The sequence below is a fragment of the Rhodococcus sp. NPDC080181 genome (assembly GCF_040702225.1).
GTDB classification, from domain to species: domain Bacteria; phylum Actinomycetota; class Actinomycetes; order Mycobacteriales; family Mycobacteriaceae; genus Rhodococcoides; species Rhodococcoides fascians.
Window position 1 is genome coordinate 174,272 of sequence record NZ_JBFBKN010000002.1, and the last position, 17,605, is coordinate 191,876.

A 17,605-nucleotide genomic window follows, 5' to 3' on the forward strand; every position below is an offset into this window, starting at 1 on the left:
GGATCCCTCGCACCATATGCAATGGGCCCGTCCGACCCGATGCGGGAACCCGGTCGCCATCCCACCATGCCCCACGTTCGAGAATCAGAACCCGGTGGCCGCCTTCTGCCAGTCGTGCTGCAGTGACCGCACCGCCGAATCCAGACCCGACGACTATGGCGTCCCACGTGGGCTTCGTCATGAACCCACACGACCGTTCACGCTGCCCTGCGCGGTGAGAGCACGACCGTCGAATCGATCGAACTCGTGCCACACCTTCTTCGGGGACACCCGCCGTCGCAGTGCCAACGACAACGCCGAGACAACGGCCCCGACCAAGTAGGTTCCCCCGACAATCAGTTCGTCGACCACGCGACTTCCCGGTACCGAATGCCCGCGCATCCGGCGAATCAGCGCTTCTGCGGTATTGCCGGATACGTTCAGCAGCGTCATGACTCGAACGACGGTATCGAGGTCACGGATTCGCTGTGGGCTGTACCGGTTTTCCATCCGACGTTCGAGGGCCTCGTCAGCACGACCGAGACCGTTCGCCGCTCGGCTCTGCGCCCACACCACCGCGATCAAGACATCGTCGGTCGCGTCGGCCGGATCCAAGCCGACCAGCCGCGCCAATCCGTCGCGGTCCGCGCCGGAGGTGATCGCGGCATCGTCGTGCATGAAAGCGCAGAACTTGCAGTCGTTGACCATCGCAACGGCGAACATGACCTGCTCACGCAGCAGCGGGTCGACGCCGGTCGGTGTCCAGACGGTGACAAGGCTGCGTCCGCGCCTGAGCAGAGTGCCGACATCACGCGTCATGGCGGCCGCAGTGAACGTGCGTTTACGGAAAGGGGGCACTGCATCGGTGTGCCGACCGGGTTGAGCTTCCATGTTCGCCACTTCCTTCGATCGATGTGAAGCGAAATGTAATCACCGATAACATTTTGATCGGTGATCGCACAGTAGGCGCTGCCTGCCTAGACTGTCAACGGGGCACGGGAAGACAGGATCGGGAGGAGTGGTCACAGTGGGCGGAGCAGCTGCACCATCGCGTCGAGAAGCACGGCGTCGGGAGACCGTCGACGAGATCAAGACGCGGGCTCGTACGCATCTGGCCGAACACGGGCCAGGCGGGTTGTCCCTACGTGCTGTCGCACGGGAAATGGGAATGTCCTCGGCGGCGATCTACCGGTACTTCGACAACCAATCGGCCTTGATCGGAGCGCTCTGCATCGACGCATACACCGCGCTGGGCGACGCCATCGACGCCGCTCGAACCGACGTAGACTCACATGATCTGCAGGCCCAGTGGTGGGCCATGGGCCACGCAATCAGACAGTGGACGCTCGCACACCCCCACGATTTCGCGCTGATCTTCGGCACCCCCATCGCCGGCTTTCACGCCGACGCCGCAGTGACCGGCCCGGCAGCAAGCCGCGCACTACTTTCACCGATGGTGGTCTATCTCGCTGCGGTCGAGAACGGATCGGCAGACCTGACTCGGTGTCAGATCCCCGAACTGCTCGCGCCCGGAGATCTCGGGGCCTACTTACTCGATTTGCAGGAGACCGCTCTGGCGAAAGATATCGATCGCCAACATCTTCTGCGCATAGCGGCGGTAGGACTCAACGCCTGGGCGTCGATCTTGGGTTTTCTCGTCTCCGAACAGTTCGGCAATTTGCCACGCCTGGTCTCGAGTGTGGACGCGCTCTACGACTCACACCTCCGGACGGTGTTGTGCGGGATGGGGTTCGACGTGCTACCAGCGACTGCGTGAGTGCCGTGCACGGAGCGAGACCTCGCGTACGGACCCAACGACGTGGGAGAATCGTGTGGTCCACGGACATGCGGCGTCTGTCGCGTCCGACAAGGTTGGGGGGAGCATCATGACCGGTCCGGTTGCTCAAGGTAGTGCGATGAAGCGGCGAAACCCCGTTGTCGTGTGGATCCTGTTGCCGCTCATCACTCTCGGCATCTACCACTTCGTCTGGTACTACCTCATCCACCGTGAGATGGCGGACTTCGACCGACGCAAGGTCGACCCGCCGGTCGTCGGACCACTGCTGGTTCTGCTCCTCCTCGGCTGGACCATCATCGCGCCGTTGATCAGCTACTACAACACAGGAAACCGCATCGCCGACGCCCAACGCGCGGCCGGCCTTCAGCCGACGTGCAGCTCGGTCGTCGGACTTCTGCTCACGTTCGTCTTCGGCCTGCAGTCCCTGTACTACCAGCTGGAACTGAACAAGATCACGGCCCGATACAACGACGTACCGCCGGGAACCGTTGTGCCGCTCGCGGTGTGAATCGCGAAACCGAAACCACGAAAAGGACCCGATGACCACCCTCCATCACGCACCGCTCTCACGCGTCGATCCGAGCACTCTGTACCGCATCTTGGCCCTTCGAGTCGCGGTATTCGTACACGAACAGAAGATCGTCGACGAGGCCGAACTCGATGGCGCGGACCTACTTCCGACGACCGAACTGTTCTGGATCCAGGACGAGAACAGCGAGGTGTTGGCCACTCTCCGAGTGCTCGTCGACGACACGGTCCACATCGGCCGCGTCGCGACCGCGACTGCCGGCCGTGGCCGCGGATATGCCGGACAGCTCGTCGAGGCCGCCCTCGAGGCATACCCCGGGGTGGTCGAGATGTCCGCGCAAGCACACCTCGAAAAATGGTACGGCCGATTCGGATTCACTCGAGTGGGAGAGCAATACCTGGAAGCGGGAATCCCGCACGTGAAGATGTCCACCCATCCCAGCTGAATCAGCCCAGTGTCGGTTCGTGTGCAACTTGTGCTCCACTCTGTGCCCCTAGTCGGGGAATCCTCGCGACCGAGGCGTCGAGTGGAGCGTCAATTGCTCAGGGTCGGCTCCGTGGGTGCGAGGCCGCGACGATCGATCCCCCGAGCACCAGTGCATTGCCGAGCAGAATGCCCGTCACCCCGAACGGGCCGGCGAGTGCGCCGACCGTCAGTGGGATGAGGATCTGGGCCGATCTGTTGGCCGACATCCGCAATCCCAACGCCTCTCCCTGCGTGGATTTCGGCACGATCGACACCACCCACGACATGGTCAGTGGCTGCGGAATACCCAACGCGATGCCGAGTGCAATCATGACTCCGATGGCTCCGACGGCCTGTACGAATGGCAGCACGGCGAGAGCGGTCGCGCCCGCCGCCAGCGAAACATTCAGCAGCACAGTGCGACCGAACTTCGCGTCGAGTCTGCCCAGCCCCACTCGGCTGACCACCGACACCCCGGCACGCAACGCCAGCAGCCACCCCACCGTCGTCACCGACACCCCACGCTCGACGGCCCACGCGGGCACGAAGGCATAGAGCAGATCGACCGTCACGAGCACCGCGCCGCTGACCGTCAACGATTGCCACATACCCGGCAGCTTCAGCAATTTCAGCCCCGACGCTTCCCCTTCGGCAGGCTTCTCGGCACGAATGTGGTTGCGGCCGAGCATCAAGAACAGTGCGGTGGGGAGCGCGACCGCGGTGAAGGCACCGGCAGTGAGGATGCCTGCCGTCGTGTTCGGGCTCTCGATGCTCGCGCCGCCAAATCTCGACGCGACGGCCGTCACGGCGAGCGGCCCCACCAACTGACCCATCGACGCGGCGGCAGTCAGTGCGCCGAAGGCACTTTCGTTCTTGCCGTCGACGTGGACGTGTGCAACGAACGCCTGCTGCCCGATCATGATGAGCAGATTGCCCAGTCCGAACGCAGCCGTGCACACGAGCAACGCCCACATTGCCGAAAACGTGACGAGTACACCGGTTGCGATCGAGCACAACACGATTCCCGAAACGATCACCACCGGCCCGCCGAACCTGTCGGCGATGCGCCCGATCGGCAGGGCCGCCAATACTGCGGGCGCAGCGAAGAGTGCCGCAATCACCGCAAGCGTTCGAGTGTCGGCACCCTCGGCGATCGCCCGATAGCCGATCATCAACCGCACCCCGACCCACCCGGCCTGCGCAGTCGTCGCCTGAACGGTCAGAGCAATGGAGTCACGAGAAGGCATCAGCGCAAGGGAATTTCGTCGGTTCCTCCGACCAACCTCGACACGTCGTTGATGTCGTCGCGCACCGCCCCGTACCGATCGGGATCGAGGTGGAAGATGGCCAACTGCAGCGCGTACGCAATGGCAATGGGAATGATGAGGGTGTTGTATTCCGAATCGTCACCACGTTGGGCGACGAGCAGATGCGTCGGCGCGGGGCGAAAGTGATATCCCGGCGCGTCGCTGATGAGGATCGACGTGCCGCCGCGTCGTTCCGCTTCCCGGACCAGCGCAGGCAGCTGCGACGGTGCCTCGCGCAGGGCAAAGGCGATCAGGACGGAGTCCTCGGTGAAGCTGACGAACCGCTCGGCGAGGTCCTTCCCTCCGAGCCCGAGCTCGACGACCACCAGGCCGAGCCTGCGGAGCCGTCGTGCCAGCATGTCCAACGCGGGCCGCTCGTCGGCCTTGGAGAACAGGTAGACCACCCGCGAACGGTGAATCGCCGTAGCCACCTCCACCAACTGCTCCTGTGGGATGAAGCTCGACAACCGTTCGAGAGCACGCGCTTCGTCGCGAGCGAACACGGCAAGCTCATGCCCGGTGTCGCTCCTCATCAGTGCCGATGCCGCAACCGGTTCTGGGCTGTCACGCTCCAGGTCGGCACGAAGGTCGGGGAAGCCGCTGTAGCCGAGCTTCTGCGCAAGACGCACTACCGTCGACTCATGCGTCTGTGCACGGGCCGCGACCGGGGCCGCCCGCAGACTCGACGGTTCGGGCTCTCCGAGAAGTACTGCGATGACACGTTTTTCGGACGCGCTGAGCGATTTCCCGCTACTGGCAACCACTGTTCGGAAGCTCATACCCTCCACTTTCCACTGTGTCTGTTGACACACTCAACCACAATCCTGTAAACCTGTGCAAGATTGCAAGTGACGTGAAGCACAGCAATTCGGCCGACCCCTCCAGGCCACATCGAACTTATCGTCAGAAAGGCAGCCGGCCGTGAAGATACTGCTCGGCACACAACACACGATCGAATGGATCGTGCTCGGCGCGACGCTGGTCGTCGGATTGGCGACCGTCACCATGGCAACCGGCTACGGCATCGCCGCCGACCCCGGCGTCGGCGCGGGCTTCCTGCCCCTGGTGGGCGGCCTCGGCATGATCCTCGGCGGCGCTATGTGGGCGATACAGCTCGTCCGAGCACCGCGGGTGACGACCCCCGAACCTGAACTGGAGCTAGAACCCGCCACCTCGGCGGCCGTCGCGTTCCTCTCCAGCGACAACGAGGAGGACGCCGACGAGACCGAACTTCCCGACCGCGCAGGCTGGACCAGAATCGGAGTGGTCGTCGCCGCGATCGCCGGCGCAGCGCTGGTCCTGCCCACCCTCGGGTACACCCTGTCCATGGCGCTGATGCTCGCCGTCGTGCTGACCTTCGTCGGCAAACGGACTCCAGTGGTCGCCATCGGCGTCGCCGTGGCCACCACACTCGCCACCCGACTGGTGTTCGACGTCTGGCTCGGCACGGCCCTGCCTGCATCGTCCATTCCCTTCCTCGCCGATTGGGGGTTGTGAGCCATGGGATTTCCCGATCTGGTGGCAGGCTTCGTCAACGTCCTCACTCCGACGCATCTGCTGTTCGCACTCCTCGGCTGCGTACTGGGCATGCTCGTCGGCGTCCTCCCTGGGTTCGGCCCCGCCGCCGCGGTGTCACTGCTGATCCCGATCACCTTCGGCCTCGACGCCACCACGGCGCTGATCATGCTCGCCGCCATCCTCTACGGCGCAGCATTCGGCGGCACCGTCACCGCGGTCCTACTGCGCATTCCCGGTGAGGCGTCGTCCATTGCAACGACACTCGACGGCTACGAGATGGCCAAGAGCGGACGCGGCGGTCCCGCCCTCGTCGTTGCCGCACTCGCGTCGTTCGTCGGCGGACTGGTCGGCGTCGTCGGATTCGTCGTCGTCGCCCCGTTCAGCCGATTCGCACTCGAATTCGGTGCTCCCGAACTGTTTCTCGTCGCACTACTCGGCATGGCCCTGATCACCAGCTTCTCGGGCAACAACCCCGCGAAAGCACTGATCAGCGTCGGGCTCGGCCTGGCCATCGCGTCGGTGGGTATCGACTCCGGCCAAGGCATCCAGCGATTCACGTTCGGCATGCCGGAACTGTTCGACGGCGTCGCACTCGTGGCCGTCGTGATGGGCTGCTTCGGCCTCACCGAAATCCTCATCCAAGCCCGCTCGGCAGGCGGTGCCGGACGACGACCACTCGCCGTCGGTAAGCTGCTGCCCACCAAGACCGACATCACCAGGTCTGCAGGCCCCACGATGCGCGGCTCCGTCATCGGCTTCTTCATGGGCCTGCTCCCCGGATCTCCGGGTGCTGCAACCTCATTGGCGTCCTATGCGATGGAGAAGAAGCTCACCAAGCGTCCCGGGCAATTCGGTAAGGGTGCCGTCGAGGGTGTCGCCGGACCGGAATCGGCCAACAACGCACTCGCGCTGTCGTCGATGATTCCACTGTTCACCCTCGGCATCCCCACCTCCGCGACCGTAGCCATCATGGCCAGCGCCTTCACCATCAACGGTCTGATCCCCGGCCCACTGTTGTTCCGCGACAACCCTGAAGTGGCCTGGACCATCATCGCCAGCTTCCTCGTCGGCAACATCATCCTGCTGATTCTCAACGTGCCACTGGTTCGCCTGTGGATTGCCGTACTGAAGATCCCGTTCCACTACCTGATGGCGATGATCCTGGCCTTCATGTTCCTGGGCGTCTACAGCATCAACGGCAGCGTCTTCGACATCTTCATCATGCTCGGCGCAGGCGTCATCGGATACCTGTTCCACCTCAACAAGATTCCACTGACTCCACTGGTGCTGGCCCTGATCCTCGGGCCTCTGCTCGAGGAGAACTTTCAGCGTTCACTCTCGCTGTCTCGCGGGGACTACGGCGTCTTCGTCGAAGGTCCCATCAACAAGGTTCTCCTGCTCGTCTTCATCGCAGCCGTTCTGTTCGGAATGCTGCGCCCCGTCCTCGCTCGCATCCTCTCCCGCCGCGCCACCCGAACCCAGCCCATCAAGGAGCCCGTCTCATGAGAACACTGCCCACCCTGGTCGCGGCCATCTCCGCTGCCGCCCTGATTGCCGGATGCGGCTCGAGCACAACCGATTCCGGAGCGCCGTTCCCACGGAACGGTGCCACCGTCGAATGGGTCGTCCCGTCCGCCGCAGGCGCAGGCAACGACATCCTGGCCCGAATCATGGCCCCCGCCATGGAGAACGAACTTGGCGTGCCGGTCAAGGTCGTCAACAAGGAGGGCGGCAGCCAGGTCGTCGGACTGAACTACCTGGCCAACGCCGAGCCGGACGGTGAGACCATCGGCTTCACCAACATCCCGTCGATCCTCGGGCGATACCTCGACCCGAGCAAGAAAGCCGGGTTCGATCGCGAAAGCTTCTCGCCCATCGGGTCGTTCGCATCGAACGACATCGTGATCGGGGTCAACAAGTCCAGCCCGTACAAAGACATTGCCGAGCTCTTCGACGCCGTGAAGGCCAACCCGGGGTCCATCACCGTGGGCACCGATTCCAGGGCCGGCGACGACCACGTCAACCTCCGCACCCTCGAAGACACCCTCGGCCTGGACTTCAACATCGTTCATTACAACAGCGGAGCCGACAAGATCTCGGCATTGGTCTCCGGCGAAACCGACTTCGCCCTCGGTGGAGTGTCCAGCTTCTACGGCCAGTTCGCCTCGGGTGAGGTGAACATCCTCTCGGTTCTCACCGAAGAGCAGAACAAGCTCATCCCCGAGGTACCGACGCTGGCAAGCGAGGGATACGACGCGCCGTTCATGACCAACAACTTCGCCATCAGTGCCCCCGCCGGCACCCCGGACGCGACGATGACCACGCTGCAGAACGCCCTCGAGACTGCACTGGCCGACCCGGCAGTCGCCGAGAAGCTGACCGGCGCTGCGACGCAGCCCGATTGGGTGTCCGGTGCCGACGTCGCGACCCTGTGGGAACAGCGCGAAACCGAGATCGAACCGATCATCGCCGAACTGCTCGCCGACCAGCAATGAGCCACCCGAAAGGCATTGATCTCATGAGTACCGAAACCTATTCAGCCACTGCCGTATCCGACGACATGATCGAACGCTTCTCTCGAGTGCCCGCAGCCAACGTAGGCGATGCACAGGAGCGCTTCGGCATCATCGCCGGACTGCGGCCCATCTGGGCCGGAGCAGCAGTCACCGGCCGGGCGTACACCGTCTGGACCCGATCGGGCGACAACCTCTACATCCACAAGGCCCTCGACGACGCCCGCCCAGGCGACGTCATCGTGGTCAACGGCTCGGGTGACGACACACGCGCCCTCATCGGCGATCTCATCGGAATTCGCGCCAAATCGCTCGGCATCGCCGGCTTCGTCATCGACGGTGCCGTGCGCGATGCCGACGCCTTGGCCGAGTTGGGTCTGCCCGTATTCGCACGCGGTGTCACACCGGCGGGTCCCTACAAGAACGGGCCGGGCCGACTGAACGAGCCTGTCGCACTCGGAGGAGTCGTCGTCTCACCCGGTGACATCATCGTCGCCGATGCCGACGGAGTGGTCGTCGTCAAGAGTGCCGATGTGGACGACGTCATCGTCGCGGCCGAGGAAGTGGTGGCGCGCGAGGCCTCGAAGCGAGCGAGCTTCTCGTCGTAGATGCGCTAGTCGGGTCCTCCACGGTGCGAGCAATGTCTGCTCCACTCCTGAGCCCCGGTGGCGGGATTCCCGCAGCCGGGGCCCCGACTAAAGCAGACCTCCCGTCAGCGAAGCGAGATCATTTCTTCTTCGGGTCGTGGCCCCAGTTCATCAGCGAGTAGCGCCATTTGGTGTCGGTGATGTCCCCGTCGGGCCGCTGCGCAAGGTGTCGTTTGCAGTAGCCGACGACCTTTCGCATGTGCTCGTAGTCGTCGTCGGACAGGTCCGCCTTCTTCGTCTTCAGGATTTCGACGATGCGGCGGCCGCTCTCGTGGCCCGTCGACTCGCCGCCCTCCTTCTTTTGACCGACGTCCTTCGAGTCGTCGGTGCCGAGAAACTCGTCGAGTTCCTTCGCCGTCATGTTGACGAGGTCATCGAACTCCGTCTTGATGTCACTGTCGTCATCGGCCATCAGTCCGTCTCCTTCGATTCACCCTCGGTGGTGGTGCCGCGTGTCTCCCGTTCGACCGCATCGGCCTTTCTGAACTTGTCTTGTTCCTGCCATACCCACAGTTGGGCGGTACTCAACCTGCTGGTCAGATCCGATCACAGCGCAGCAGGGCGGCCCACTCGGAAGCCCTGCAGCAGGTCTGCCCCGATCGACGCGGCCGCTTCGAGGTCGTCGTCGGTCTCGATGCCCTCGAACACGCACCTCGCCTCCGTTTTTCGCGCGAACTCGAGCACCAGTTCAGCCAAGGCAGACTTGACTCGATTGCCTTTCATGCCGTGAACGACGAACGCGTCGAGTTTGATGATCTGCGGCTCGAGCACGACGAGCTGCCGCATACCTGCGTATCCGGATCCCACATCGTCCACTGCAACGGCGACGCCGCCGCGTCGAAGTTCGGCCAACACTGCCACCACCGCATCCTCGTCGTCCTGGGCGGCATGTTCGGTGAGCTCGATTACCAGTGACCGTCGTCGGCCGAAATCGAGCAGCACATCCACCAGGGCAGCATCGACCAGTAGCGTTGCAGCACTGAGGTTCACCGCAACGAAGCAACCATCCGGCAGACGCGCTGATTCTCCCAATGCCTTGACGGCCGCAGATCTGTCCAGAGCAGGACCGAGGCCGCACTGCGCTGCATCGGCGAACCACGCCTCGGTGTCACCGCCGCCCGCCGGGAAACGCGACAGGGCCTCGTATCCCTCGATCACACCATCGCGTGCACGAACGATCGGCTGAAAGACGATGTCCGGGCCACCGCCGGCAATCACAGCCTCCACCCGACGCCGCGACCGCAACAGGGTCGAGCGCAGCGGTGTCGACGCCGCCCTAGTCGACGGCACGATTCCACACCCGCACCACCGGGTGGAGCTGAACCGGAGCTGCAACCGGGCGCATCGCGGCAAGGACGGCATCCGGATCCCGATCGCCGAAACTGGTCAGCAGTGCCCTGGCACGCTGTCCATCCGGCGGCCAGCACAGTCCGAACGCGTCTGCTATCGCCACATAGTCATGGGCACGCTGCTCGACGGTCGAGGCTGCGGGACAACGATTGCGTAGTACGAATTCTCGCACCAGCCGCCAGCGCCTGCGGCCGCCGATCAGTCGATGGAGCATGGTGCCATGGGGACGTCGGCGAACCGATCCATCAGGAACGCTGCAGCGGCACCGCCGTACCCGTCGATCAGCTGTGGCCCGAAGTGGTTGGGCAACACCGCACCCTGCAGGATCGGCGGCAAAGGGTTGGTTCGGAACTCCACCGTGGCACCTCGCCCACACCAATCCTGAGCCAACTGCCGGGCCTGACCGTACGGCACGGTGTCGTCGTTGAGTCCGCTGGTGATCATCACCGGTGCGTTCGGAGTACTGCGACCGATCCGCTGAGCCTCGAGAATACGACCCGCCTGCGGAATGGTGCCCAGATTCTCGAGCATCGACTTGCCGTCCGCGGTCAACGATTCGGTTCGCAGAAACGGGTACTTCAGAATGGTGTCGCCGATGCACTGCGTCGACAGATCGTTCAGCACTGCCTTGCCGTGATCGGTGAGTCTCTCTTCGACGAGCGGCAGCAAGCTCGGATCCCGCTCTACGAACCCGTTGAGGGCATAGCCGATCACCCCTCCGATCAGCGTCCCGTCGACGGTCTTCAACACCTCGAGCAAGTCCGCTGTAGGAGCTCCGGCCCACGTACCCTTCAGATCAACCTCAGGTGCGTACTCCGAGGCCAGTTCGGCCGCCGCGGCTGCCGCCCCACCGCCCTGGGAGTACCCCCAGATACCAACGGGTGCATCGGTATCACCTAGGAGCTCGTTCGCGGCACGAGCACCGTCGAGCACCGCATGAGCCTGCTCGACACGATTGACATAGGTGTGCACACCGGGCGTTCCCAACCCGATGTAGTCGGTCACGAATACGTTGGCACCCATCGATCCCCACAGAGTGGAAGACAACAATTCCTGATTGAACGAGATCGACAATGGTTGTGCCACAGCGTTGACAGTCGTCGGAAACGCACGAGAAGGAGCGCACTGATCGGCTTGACCCACCGTGCCGGGCGCGACGACGATGGTCGGCCGCGGGCCTGCACCACGCCAGGGCACCTCGGTCTCGATGAACGTGCCCGACACGCCCACCGGCGTATCGTCCTGCGTCCGTGACGTGTACAGCACCCGCTGCGCCTGAACGGGGTAGGCACCGTCCGCACCGGGCAGAGCCGCGAACAGTGACATCGGCTGCGTCCGCAACACGGCCCCCGGGTCGTCGACGACCTGAGCCGGAGGGACGTAGAAGTCGTCGACGGGGTCGGCATTCGCTGCCGAGCCTCCAAGCACGGTCAGGGAAGACGCGAGCACGGCGGTGACTGCGACGCCGATCATGTTGCGGTACAGATGCATCGGTCTCTTTCTGGTGGGGGTCAGATAGCGGTGCCGATGTCGTCGGCAACGATGTTGTCCAGCGCACGTTCGGCCAGTGCGGCGATGGTCATGGATGGGTTGCACGCTGCGGTGGTGCCGGGCATGAGTGCCCCGTCGAGTACATACAGGCCTCGCTGGCCGTGGACGCGACCGTCGAGATCACATACCGCGCCCATGTTGGCCCCACCCAACGGATGCCAGGTGGACGGGAACACTGCATTGGTATCGGTGAGAACACTGCCCGATCCAGCGATACGACGCACCGTCGGATCGATCGAACCGTCCTGAATCAGGCTGTCGCCGTTGGCCGGCCAATGTAGTCGCACCTGGTCCATGGAGGAGTCGTAGCCGAAATGGCCGCGGCCGCTGCTGACGCCGTACCCGACGAGCATCGTGCTGTGGGCATCGAACGACAACGGCGGTATCGAGGCCTGGATGACGGTGTGCGCAGTGTTCGGGTCGTCCCAGTTGAGGCTGCCGAACACCACCGGTCCGCCTTGGGGTGCACCGAATTGCTGCTCGATGCTCGACCACACGTAGATGCGATCGGCATTGGTGCCCCAGCCCTGCCCCAACTCGTTCGGGAGATCGGGAATGCCTCCGGTCGCTCCGGCGCGGACGAGCAGTTTGGTGGTGTTCAGGCTTCCGGCTGCCATGATCAGCGTGCCGGCGGTGAGAACCTTGTTCTCCAGAACCGTTCCGTCGGAATCGATTCGATCGACATAGACCGTCCAACGGCCGTCGGCACGCCGCTCGACACTCGTGACATCGTGCTGCGTCGCGACCGTGGCCAGCCCCGTCGCCTCGGCGGCGGCGATGTAGGTGACGTCCACGGAGTGCTTGCCGCCGTTGTTGACTCCGAATGCGCCGGAACCATCGGTGTACGACGGTGCCATCACCCCGCGCGTCTCGTCGAGGGCGAAGTTCCAGTCGATCGGCATCGGGATCTTGGACACCGGCAGCCCCGCTCGACGAGCATTGGCCGCAAACACCCGCGCTGCTTGATAATTGGGCGTACCGATCAACGCGTCGGGAGCCTGCTGGAGCTGCAACATCCGCGCCACGCGTGGGTAGTGCACCCGATTCAGAGTCGGCCAATCCAGTCCGGCCGGAAAGTGTTCCTCGAACACCGGCTGCGATGGCTGCAGTGTCATTCCCTGGTAGATCAGGGATCCGCCTCCGACACCGGCCGCGCACAGCGCAGTCATGTTGTCTCCGGGCACCGCCTCGAGGAGGCCGACGTACGGATCGAACGGAACTGGCCTGCCGAACAGGTTGGGACTCGAACCGTGCCACAGCATTCGCTTGTCCGGTGACGTGGCATCGGGAAACGTGTCTGCGTTCGGTCCTGTGTTCCAACGTCTTCCGCGCTCGAGCACCAGAACCGGCACCCCGGCTTCGGCCAGGCGCAATGCGGCGACGCCACCGCCGAACCCCGATCCGATGATCACCACACGATGATCCTCGCGGGTCAGCGGGATCTGGACGCGTCGCCCGCCCGCTGCTCGCGCCACTCCCGCGCCCGATAGTGCGGCCAATCCCGCAACCGCAGTCGCGCCGAGAAACGACCGGCGATTCAAATTCGACACGTACCCCCCCAATGGTGTGCAGCAGCGCGCACGAGACCTGTGTCACGTGCACGTGCGAAGCAAAACTAGACAGATGCGGCTTATGGTGTCAAGTTTTTGGGGGTCCGTCAGAACAGGAGCGGAATCAGCCAGCGCCGCAGGTATGACCGCAAACCGTCGTCGTCGTGGATCTGCGCGTCGTCGAACAAGATGACGGACAGCCCGTTACGCACAAGCACGGAATCGATACCATCGAACCGCGTCGCATCGAATTCGGGATTGCGTTCGATGTAACCGTCGAGGAACTGACGCACCACCGGTTCGGCTCGATCCATCATGTCCGGATCGAACAACGGGTTGGCGTTGCCTGAACGCATCAGAGAATTGAGCACCGGTTCTCGTCGAATGAGGTTGCGTGCAGCCACAATAGTCTCTACGACGAACTCGGACGGCGTCTCGGCCTGATCGGCCTTTGCCCGGGTGCCACCGATCACGTCGACGACAAGACCGACCATCGCCTCCGAGATCATGTCCTCGCGCGTGCTGAAGATCGAATACACCGTCTGGCGCGTCACGCCTGCCGCCCGCGCAGCCGCGGCAATGGTGACATCCTCGAACCCACCCTCGGCAATGAGCCCGAGGGTGGCGTCGAGAATCTTCTGCTTCGAACGCATGGTTCGAGTATGACGGCAATCCCGGCTCGGCGAGTCATCCGATGAGAGGCCGCCGATCCTTCGTCAGTTCGTCGAGTTCGGCTTGCATAGCCGAGTGCACCCGCACTGCGAACTCCTCGGCCGTCTCGTCGGCCTCGGGGCGCATGGGTGCGAGCACCGTCGTTTCGAGTTTGGTGGGCAGCGGCAGGTACGGAAGAAGCCCGACCAGACCGAGATTGACGCCCCACGGTATGGACACCGACAGCGGAAACGTTTTGAGCCGCAGTACCTTGTCCAACCTCAACGCCTTCGCCAGCCGCTTACCACTGCTGAGTACCAGCAGGGACTCCCCCGCCCCTGCCGTGACGACGGGGACGACCGGCACCCCCGCCTCGATCGCCAAACGAGCGAACCCGGTCCGACCCGAGAACACTATGTCGTTGCGATGCCGCCACGACTTCAAAGCATCGACGTCACCGCCCGGGAAGACCAGGACACTGCTGCCCTCCGCAAAAGCGTCCAGGGCCGTTTGTCGCCCGGCGGGCCTGGCACCGAAGGATTCGATCAGCTTCTCGGCATGCAGAGTCCACGCGATCTGGTGGGTCAGCGTGATCAACTCGCGGTCGATACCGAGCTCGTCGTATGCGGCCGCGAATGCGAACACATTGAGATCGATGACTCCGCCGAACCCGTGGTTGGCGACGAACAGCACCGGGGTATCCGGAACCGGTTGCGCTACGGTCACTTCCAGTCGGTTGTAGAGGCGAACAGCACTGCTGCTCGCCGCGCGAACGACTCGAGCGATGTTGTCCATCGCCGACTACCGGTCCAGTTGCAGGTCTGCCAGCGCGCCGGCGATCACGAAGCCTCCGGCAATTGCACAGCCGGCTGTTCTCGTTCGTTGCGGCAGGTGAGCGGTGAACGCGAACGCCGCCGTGTCCCAGACGTCGACGGCCACACCTGCTCGCAGCAGAGTGCGCACGGCCTTCGGCGCGTACCGAGTTGCCGCATACAGGCCGCCGCCGATGTAGATTTCACGAATTCCGAAGGTGCGAGCCGCAGCTCGCGTCGTCGCCACCGCCGCGTCGGGCCCAGCGAGGAGTTCGTTGGCGCGAGTGGGCGCCACCATGTGGGCGATGCCGATCGCGGCCCGGCCGAGCCCGACCGCCTCGGGAAGACGACGAACCAGACCGGACGCAGAGCCGAAAGCCATGAAATTCCTTACGTAGTGGGAACAGCGGAGTCGCGAGCAAGCCGTCGGAGCAGTCCGACGGCCTTCTTCATGCCGTAGGCAACGATGGTCGTGCGGCCGTCCTCGTGGTTCCACTGCAGCAGCGCCGATCCGTCGTCGACGGAACCCTCGAGCACGGTCGGATTACCCAGTAGCGGAAGAGGACCGACGACCTTGATGGACAGTCCCAGAATCTCGGTCCAGAAGTAGTCGTCGGCGGGCGCACACGTGGGTTCGAGACCGAGCGCGGAGGCCGCTGCGACCTTGCCCTGCGCGACGGCATTCGACCAGAACGGCGCTCGACCGGAACCGGCACGTGAATACGCGACGTCGCCTGCGGCGAACACTTCGGGAAGCGTAGTGGTGCAACGATCGTCGATCGCAACACCGCGATCATCGGCGATACCGGTACCGTTCAACCACTCGGTCTCGGGCACATCACCGGCGCAGGTGACCACCACATCGGCGTCGAGGGTGCGGCCCGCGAGCTCGATCCCGGTAACGGGGTTGCCCGTCAACGTAACCAGGCTGTCCGCGCGGAGAAACTCGACCGACGCTGCCTCGGCCCGGGCGGAAATCGCGCCGGACAGGTAAGTACCCAGTAGGCGTGTCAACGGAGGGTCGACGTCCACGACAGTGACTGCGATTCCGCGCGAGACGCACGCACTGGCGACCTCCATGCCGAGGAATCCGGCACCGACGACGATCGCCGTCTGCGCCGCATCGAGTTTCGGACGTAGTGCCCGAACATCGTCGAAGGTCCGCAGCACCGTCTCGCCCCTTTGCCCGGGAGCCGCAATGCGACGTGCAGCCGCTCCGGTGGCGACGATCAACCGATCGTACGGAACATCGGTACCGGCGGCGGTCGTGACTGTGTGGGCCTCGGCATTCACCGATACGGCCCGATCACCGATCGCCTCGATCCCGAGGTCCGACAGATCCCACGTTTCCGCCTCGGCTGCTTCGCCTTTGAGCACGTGCTTGGACAACGGCGGCCGCGCGTAGCAACCGTCGGCATCGGCCCCGATCATCGTCAGTGGACCTTCGTGTCCGCGGGCCCTCAGTTCGCGGACAGCGGTGCACGCGGCTATGGAGTCTCCGACGACGACGATCCTGCTCTCGAGAGAGCTCACGCCTGTTCTCGCAGTGCCGCCACCGGACACACGCCGACCGCAGACCGGGCCGAGGCCGCGAGGTCGTCGGGAATGTCGTTGCCATCGAAGGCGTAGTGCAGTTCGCCCTCGTCATCGAGGCTGAACACCTCGGGTGCCTGTTCGGCACAGATGCCGTGGCCCTCGCAGCGATCCCAATCGACGTCGATCCTCATGGCTGTGTCCCTTCTGCTGCCACCAATTTGAGCGGCAACCGTTCGTATCGATGAATGACGTTGTTGACAGCGCGTACGGGTGTTCCTGCGGGAACGAACTTCTCGACACGCTGCGCCAGCACCCGAAGCATGGTCTGGGCTTCCAGACGGGCGAGCCCCTGACCGGCGCACCCGTGCACGCCGGAACCGAAGCCGAGTTGACGCGCCGCGTCACGCGTGATGTCGAAGGCATCGGGGTTGTCCCATTCACGCTCGTCGCGGTTCGCCGACGCGTAGACCACCAGTACGCGAGCACCTTTCGGGATTCGTGATCCGTCGATCTCGACGTCACGGACCGCACGACGCGAGAACGCTCTGATCGGCGACTCGTATCGCACGACCTCGTTGATCGCATTGGGGATCAGGTCCGGGTCCTGCCTGATCGCCTGCCACTGCTTGGGGTGCCGCGCGAACAGGTCGAGGGCACCGCAAATCGCTCCGATGGTGGTATCGAGCGAGGGACCGAGGTAGTCGATCATCAGCGCAGGACAGGTCGACTTCTGAATCTTGTTGTCGTCGGCGGCCTTCAGAACGTCGTCGCCCATGCTTCCCGGAATCACCGATCGGTCTCGCACCACGCGCCGCGAGAAGGCAAGCATCTCTGCGGCACCCTTGACAGCGGTGATCGAGTGTCGATTCACGGGGCCGAGGGAGTCGAAGGTCGCCCCCGCCCACCGGAGTAGATCCTCGCGGCCGTCCTCCGGCCACCCGACGAGATCGGGCACGATCGACATCGGCAGCGCTGTCGCGAGATCGTCCACGCCGTCGACGAACTGTTTGCTCAGTGCCGCGTCGACGATGCTGTTCGCTTTTTCCTCCACAGCCGCTTTCATCTTGCGCACGGCCTTCGGAGTGAGCCGATGCGCCAGCACCGATCGCTTGGTCGCATGCTCGTCGCCGTCACTGTTCAGTGTCGTTCCGCGGCCGAGCCGATTGGCGACGGGATTGAGCGCCACACCGTCACCCGAGATGAAGGTCACGTCGTCGAGCAGCACCGCCTTGCAATCCGCGTAGCGCGAGACGGCGAACACCTGCTGGCGGGGCAGCCACACCACCGGACCCAGCGCGCGCAGCCGGGCATAGTGCGGGTACGGATCGAGAATCGCGTCGGTGGAGTACAGGTCGGTGCGGTACTGCGGAATCGTCGCGTTCGTTGTCATGGGATCCTT

At 64.1% G+C, this 17,605-nt stretch carries 21 protein-coding genes and 1 pseudogene; 7 read left to right on the forward strand and 15 right to left on the reverse strand.

Going from position 1 to position 17,605, the window contains the following annotated elements:
• Positions 1–70: 70 nt before the first annotated feature.
• A pseudogene (locus tag AB0O58_RS03075) lies at positions 71–181 on the reverse strand (NAD(P)-binding protein); the annotation flags it as partial.
• A complete protein-coding gene (locus tag AB0O58_RS03080) occupies positions 178–870 on the reverse strand; it encodes a carboxymuconolactone decarboxylase family protein (RefSeq protein WP_366237872.1) in 693 nt (230 codons plus the stop codon). The pseudogene AB0O58_RS03075 and the gene AB0O58_RS03080, both read right to left, overlap by 4 nt.
• A gap of 136 nt (positions 871–1,006) precedes the next feature.
• Between AB0O58_RS03080 and AB0O58_RS03085 the strand changes: the two genes are divergently transcribed.
• The 3 genes from AB0O58_RS03085 (at position 1,007) to AB0O58_RS03095 (ending at position 2,751) form a co-directional block, all read left to right on the forward strand.
• A complete protein-coding gene (locus AB0O58_RS03085; protein WP_052060406.1) occupies positions 1,007–1,756 on the forward strand; it encodes a TetR/AcrR family transcriptional regulator in 750 nt (249 codons plus the stop codon).
• A 139-nt stretch (positions 1,757–1,895) separates the two neighbouring features.
• The gene (locus tag AB0O58_RS03090; protein WP_230073142.1) at positions 1,896–2,285 is read left to right on the forward strand and encodes a DUF4234 domain-containing protein; all 390 of its coding nucleotides are present in this window, start codon (positions 1,896–1,898) and stop codon (positions 2,283–2,285) included.
• A gap of 31 nt (positions 2,286–2,316) precedes the next feature.
• On the forward strand, positions 2,317–2,751 hold the full coding sequence (locus tag AB0O58_RS03095; RefSeq protein WP_032406096.1) for a GNAT family N-acetyltransferase: 435 nt from the start codon (positions 2,317–2,319) through the stop codon (positions 2,749–2,751).
• A 97-nt stretch (positions 2,752–2,848) separates the two neighbouring features.
• On the opposite strand, the gene AB0O58_RS03100 is transcribed toward AB0O58_RS03095, so the two are convergent.
• Both AB0O58_RS03100 and AB0O58_RS03105 read right to left on the reverse strand, forming a co-directional pair.
• Entirely contained in the window at positions 2,849–4,018 is a 1,170-nt protein-coding gene (locus AB0O58_RS03100) for an MFS transporter (RefSeq protein WP_052053510.1), read from the reverse strand.
• Positions 4,018–4,857: a MurR/RpiR family transcriptional regulator gene (locus tag AB0O58_RS03105; RefSeq protein WP_080731151.1), complete on the reverse strand. Its 840-nt coding sequence runs from the start codon at positions 4,855–4,857 to the stop codon at positions 4,018–4,020. The genes AB0O58_RS03100 and AB0O58_RS03105 overlap by 1 nt, the downstream gene beginning before the upstream one ends.
• Positions 4,858–4,999: 142 nt before the next feature.
• Here AB0O58_RS03105 and AB0O58_RS03110 point away from each other — a divergent pair, with 142 nt between their 5' ends.
• Genes AB0O58_RS03110 through AB0O58_RS03125 form a run of 4 tightly spaced genes read left to right on the forward strand, consistent with a single transcriptional unit; the run spans position 5,000 to position 8,717 of the window.
• Positions 5,000–5,575 (forward strand): tripartite tricarboxylate transporter TctB family protein, encoded by a 576-nt coding sequence (locus AB0O58_RS03110; RefSeq protein WP_032389707.1) that lies wholly within the window; start codon positions 5,000–5,002, stop codon positions 5,573–5,575.
• A 3-nt stretch (positions 5,576–5,578) separates the two neighbouring features.
• The gene (locus AB0O58_RS03115) at positions 5,579–7,102 is read left to right on the forward strand and encodes a tripartite tricarboxylate transporter permease (RefSeq protein WP_032389706.1); all 1,524 of its coding nucleotides are present in this window, start codon (positions 5,579–5,581) and stop codon (positions 7,100–7,102) included.
• A complete protein-coding gene (locus AB0O58_RS03120; RefSeq protein ID WP_366237873.1) occupies positions 7,099–8,091 on the forward strand; it encodes a tripartite tricarboxylate transporter substrate binding protein in 993 nt (330 codons plus the stop codon). The genes AB0O58_RS03115 and AB0O58_RS03120 overlap by 4 nt, the downstream gene beginning before the upstream one ends.
• A gap of 23 nt (positions 8,092–8,114) precedes the next feature.
• Complete coding sequence (locus AB0O58_RS03125; RefSeq protein ID WP_094695684.1) at positions 8,115–8,717, forward strand: methyltransferase; 603 nt, start codon at positions 8,115–8,117, stop codon at positions 8,715–8,717.
• Positions 8,718–8,835: 118 nt separating this feature from the next.
• Here AB0O58_RS03125 and AB0O58_RS03130 read toward each other — a convergent pair whose 3' ends face one another.
• The 11 genes from AB0O58_RS03130 to AB0O58_RS03180 all read right to left on the reverse strand — a co-directional run bounded on the left by AB0O58_RS03130 (position 8,836) and on the right by AB0O58_RS03180 (position 17,596).
• Positions 8,836–9,168 (reverse strand): DUF3140 domain-containing protein, encoded by a 333-nt coding sequence (locus tag AB0O58_RS03130; RefSeq protein ID WP_032387659.1) that lies wholly within the window; start codon positions 9,166–9,168, stop codon positions 8,836–8,838.
• A gap of 134 nt (positions 9,169–9,302) precedes the next feature.
• Positions 9,303–10,046 carry an EAL domain-containing protein gene (locus AB0O58_RS03135; RefSeq protein WP_366237874.1) on the reverse strand — a complete coding sequence of 248 codons (744 nt, stop codon included), beginning with the start codon at positions 10,044–10,046 and terminating at the stop codon, positions 9,303–9,305.
• Entirely contained in the window at positions 10,033–10,320 is a 288-nt protein-coding gene (locus AB0O58_RS03140; protein ID WP_032367032.1) for a hypothetical protein, read from the reverse strand. The genes AB0O58_RS03135 and AB0O58_RS03140 overlap by 14 nt, the downstream gene beginning before the upstream one ends.
• Positions 10,305–11,597: a lipase family protein gene (locus AB0O58_RS03145; RefSeq protein WP_032367033.1), complete on the reverse strand. Its 1,293-nt coding sequence runs from the start codon at positions 11,595–11,597 to the stop codon at positions 10,305–10,307. Before AB0O58_RS03145 ends, AB0O58_RS03140 begins: the two co-directional genes overlap by 16 nt.
• A 20-nt stretch (positions 11,598–11,617) precedes the next feature.
• Positions 11,618–13,207: a GMC oxidoreductase gene (locus AB0O58_RS03150; protein ID WP_366237875.1), complete on the reverse strand. Its 1,590-nt coding sequence runs from the start codon at positions 13,205–13,207 to the stop codon at positions 11,618–11,620.
• A gap of 107 nt (positions 13,208–13,314) precedes the next feature.
• Positions 13,315–13,860, reverse strand: coding sequence for a TetR/AcrR family transcriptional regulator (locus tag AB0O58_RS03155; protein ID WP_366237876.1), 546 nt, complete (start codon positions 13,858–13,860; stop codon positions 13,315–13,317).
• 34 nt (positions 13,861–13,894) lie between these two features.
• Complete coding sequence (locus AB0O58_RS03160) at positions 13,895–14,653, reverse strand: lysophospholipid acyltransferase family protein (protein WP_366237877.1); 759 nt, start codon at positions 14,651–14,653, stop codon at positions 13,895–13,897.
• A 6-nt stretch (positions 14,654–14,659) separates the two neighbouring features.
• Positions 14,660–15,052 carry a hypothetical protein gene (locus AB0O58_RS03165; protein ID WP_366237878.1) on the reverse strand — a complete coding sequence of 131 codons (393 nt, stop codon included), beginning with the start codon at positions 15,050–15,052 and terminating at the stop codon, positions 14,660–14,662.
• 8 nt (positions 15,053–15,060) lie between these two features.
• A complete protein-coding gene (locus tag AB0O58_RS03170) occupies positions 15,061–16,203 on the reverse strand; it encodes an FAD-dependent oxidoreductase (protein ID WP_366237879.1) in 1,143 nt (380 codons plus the stop codon).
• Entirely contained in the window at positions 16,200–16,397 is a 198-nt protein-coding gene (locus AB0O58_RS03175; RefSeq protein WP_032389698.1) for a ferredoxin, read from the reverse strand. Before AB0O58_RS03175 ends, AB0O58_RS03170 begins: the two co-directional genes overlap by 4 nt.
• A complete protein-coding gene (locus AB0O58_RS03180; protein ID WP_366237880.1) occupies positions 16,394–17,596 on the reverse strand; it encodes a cytochrome P450 in 1,203 nt (400 codons plus the stop codon). Before AB0O58_RS03180 ends, AB0O58_RS03175 begins: the two co-directional genes overlap by 4 nt.
• Positions 17,597–17,605: the final 9 nt, after the last annotated feature.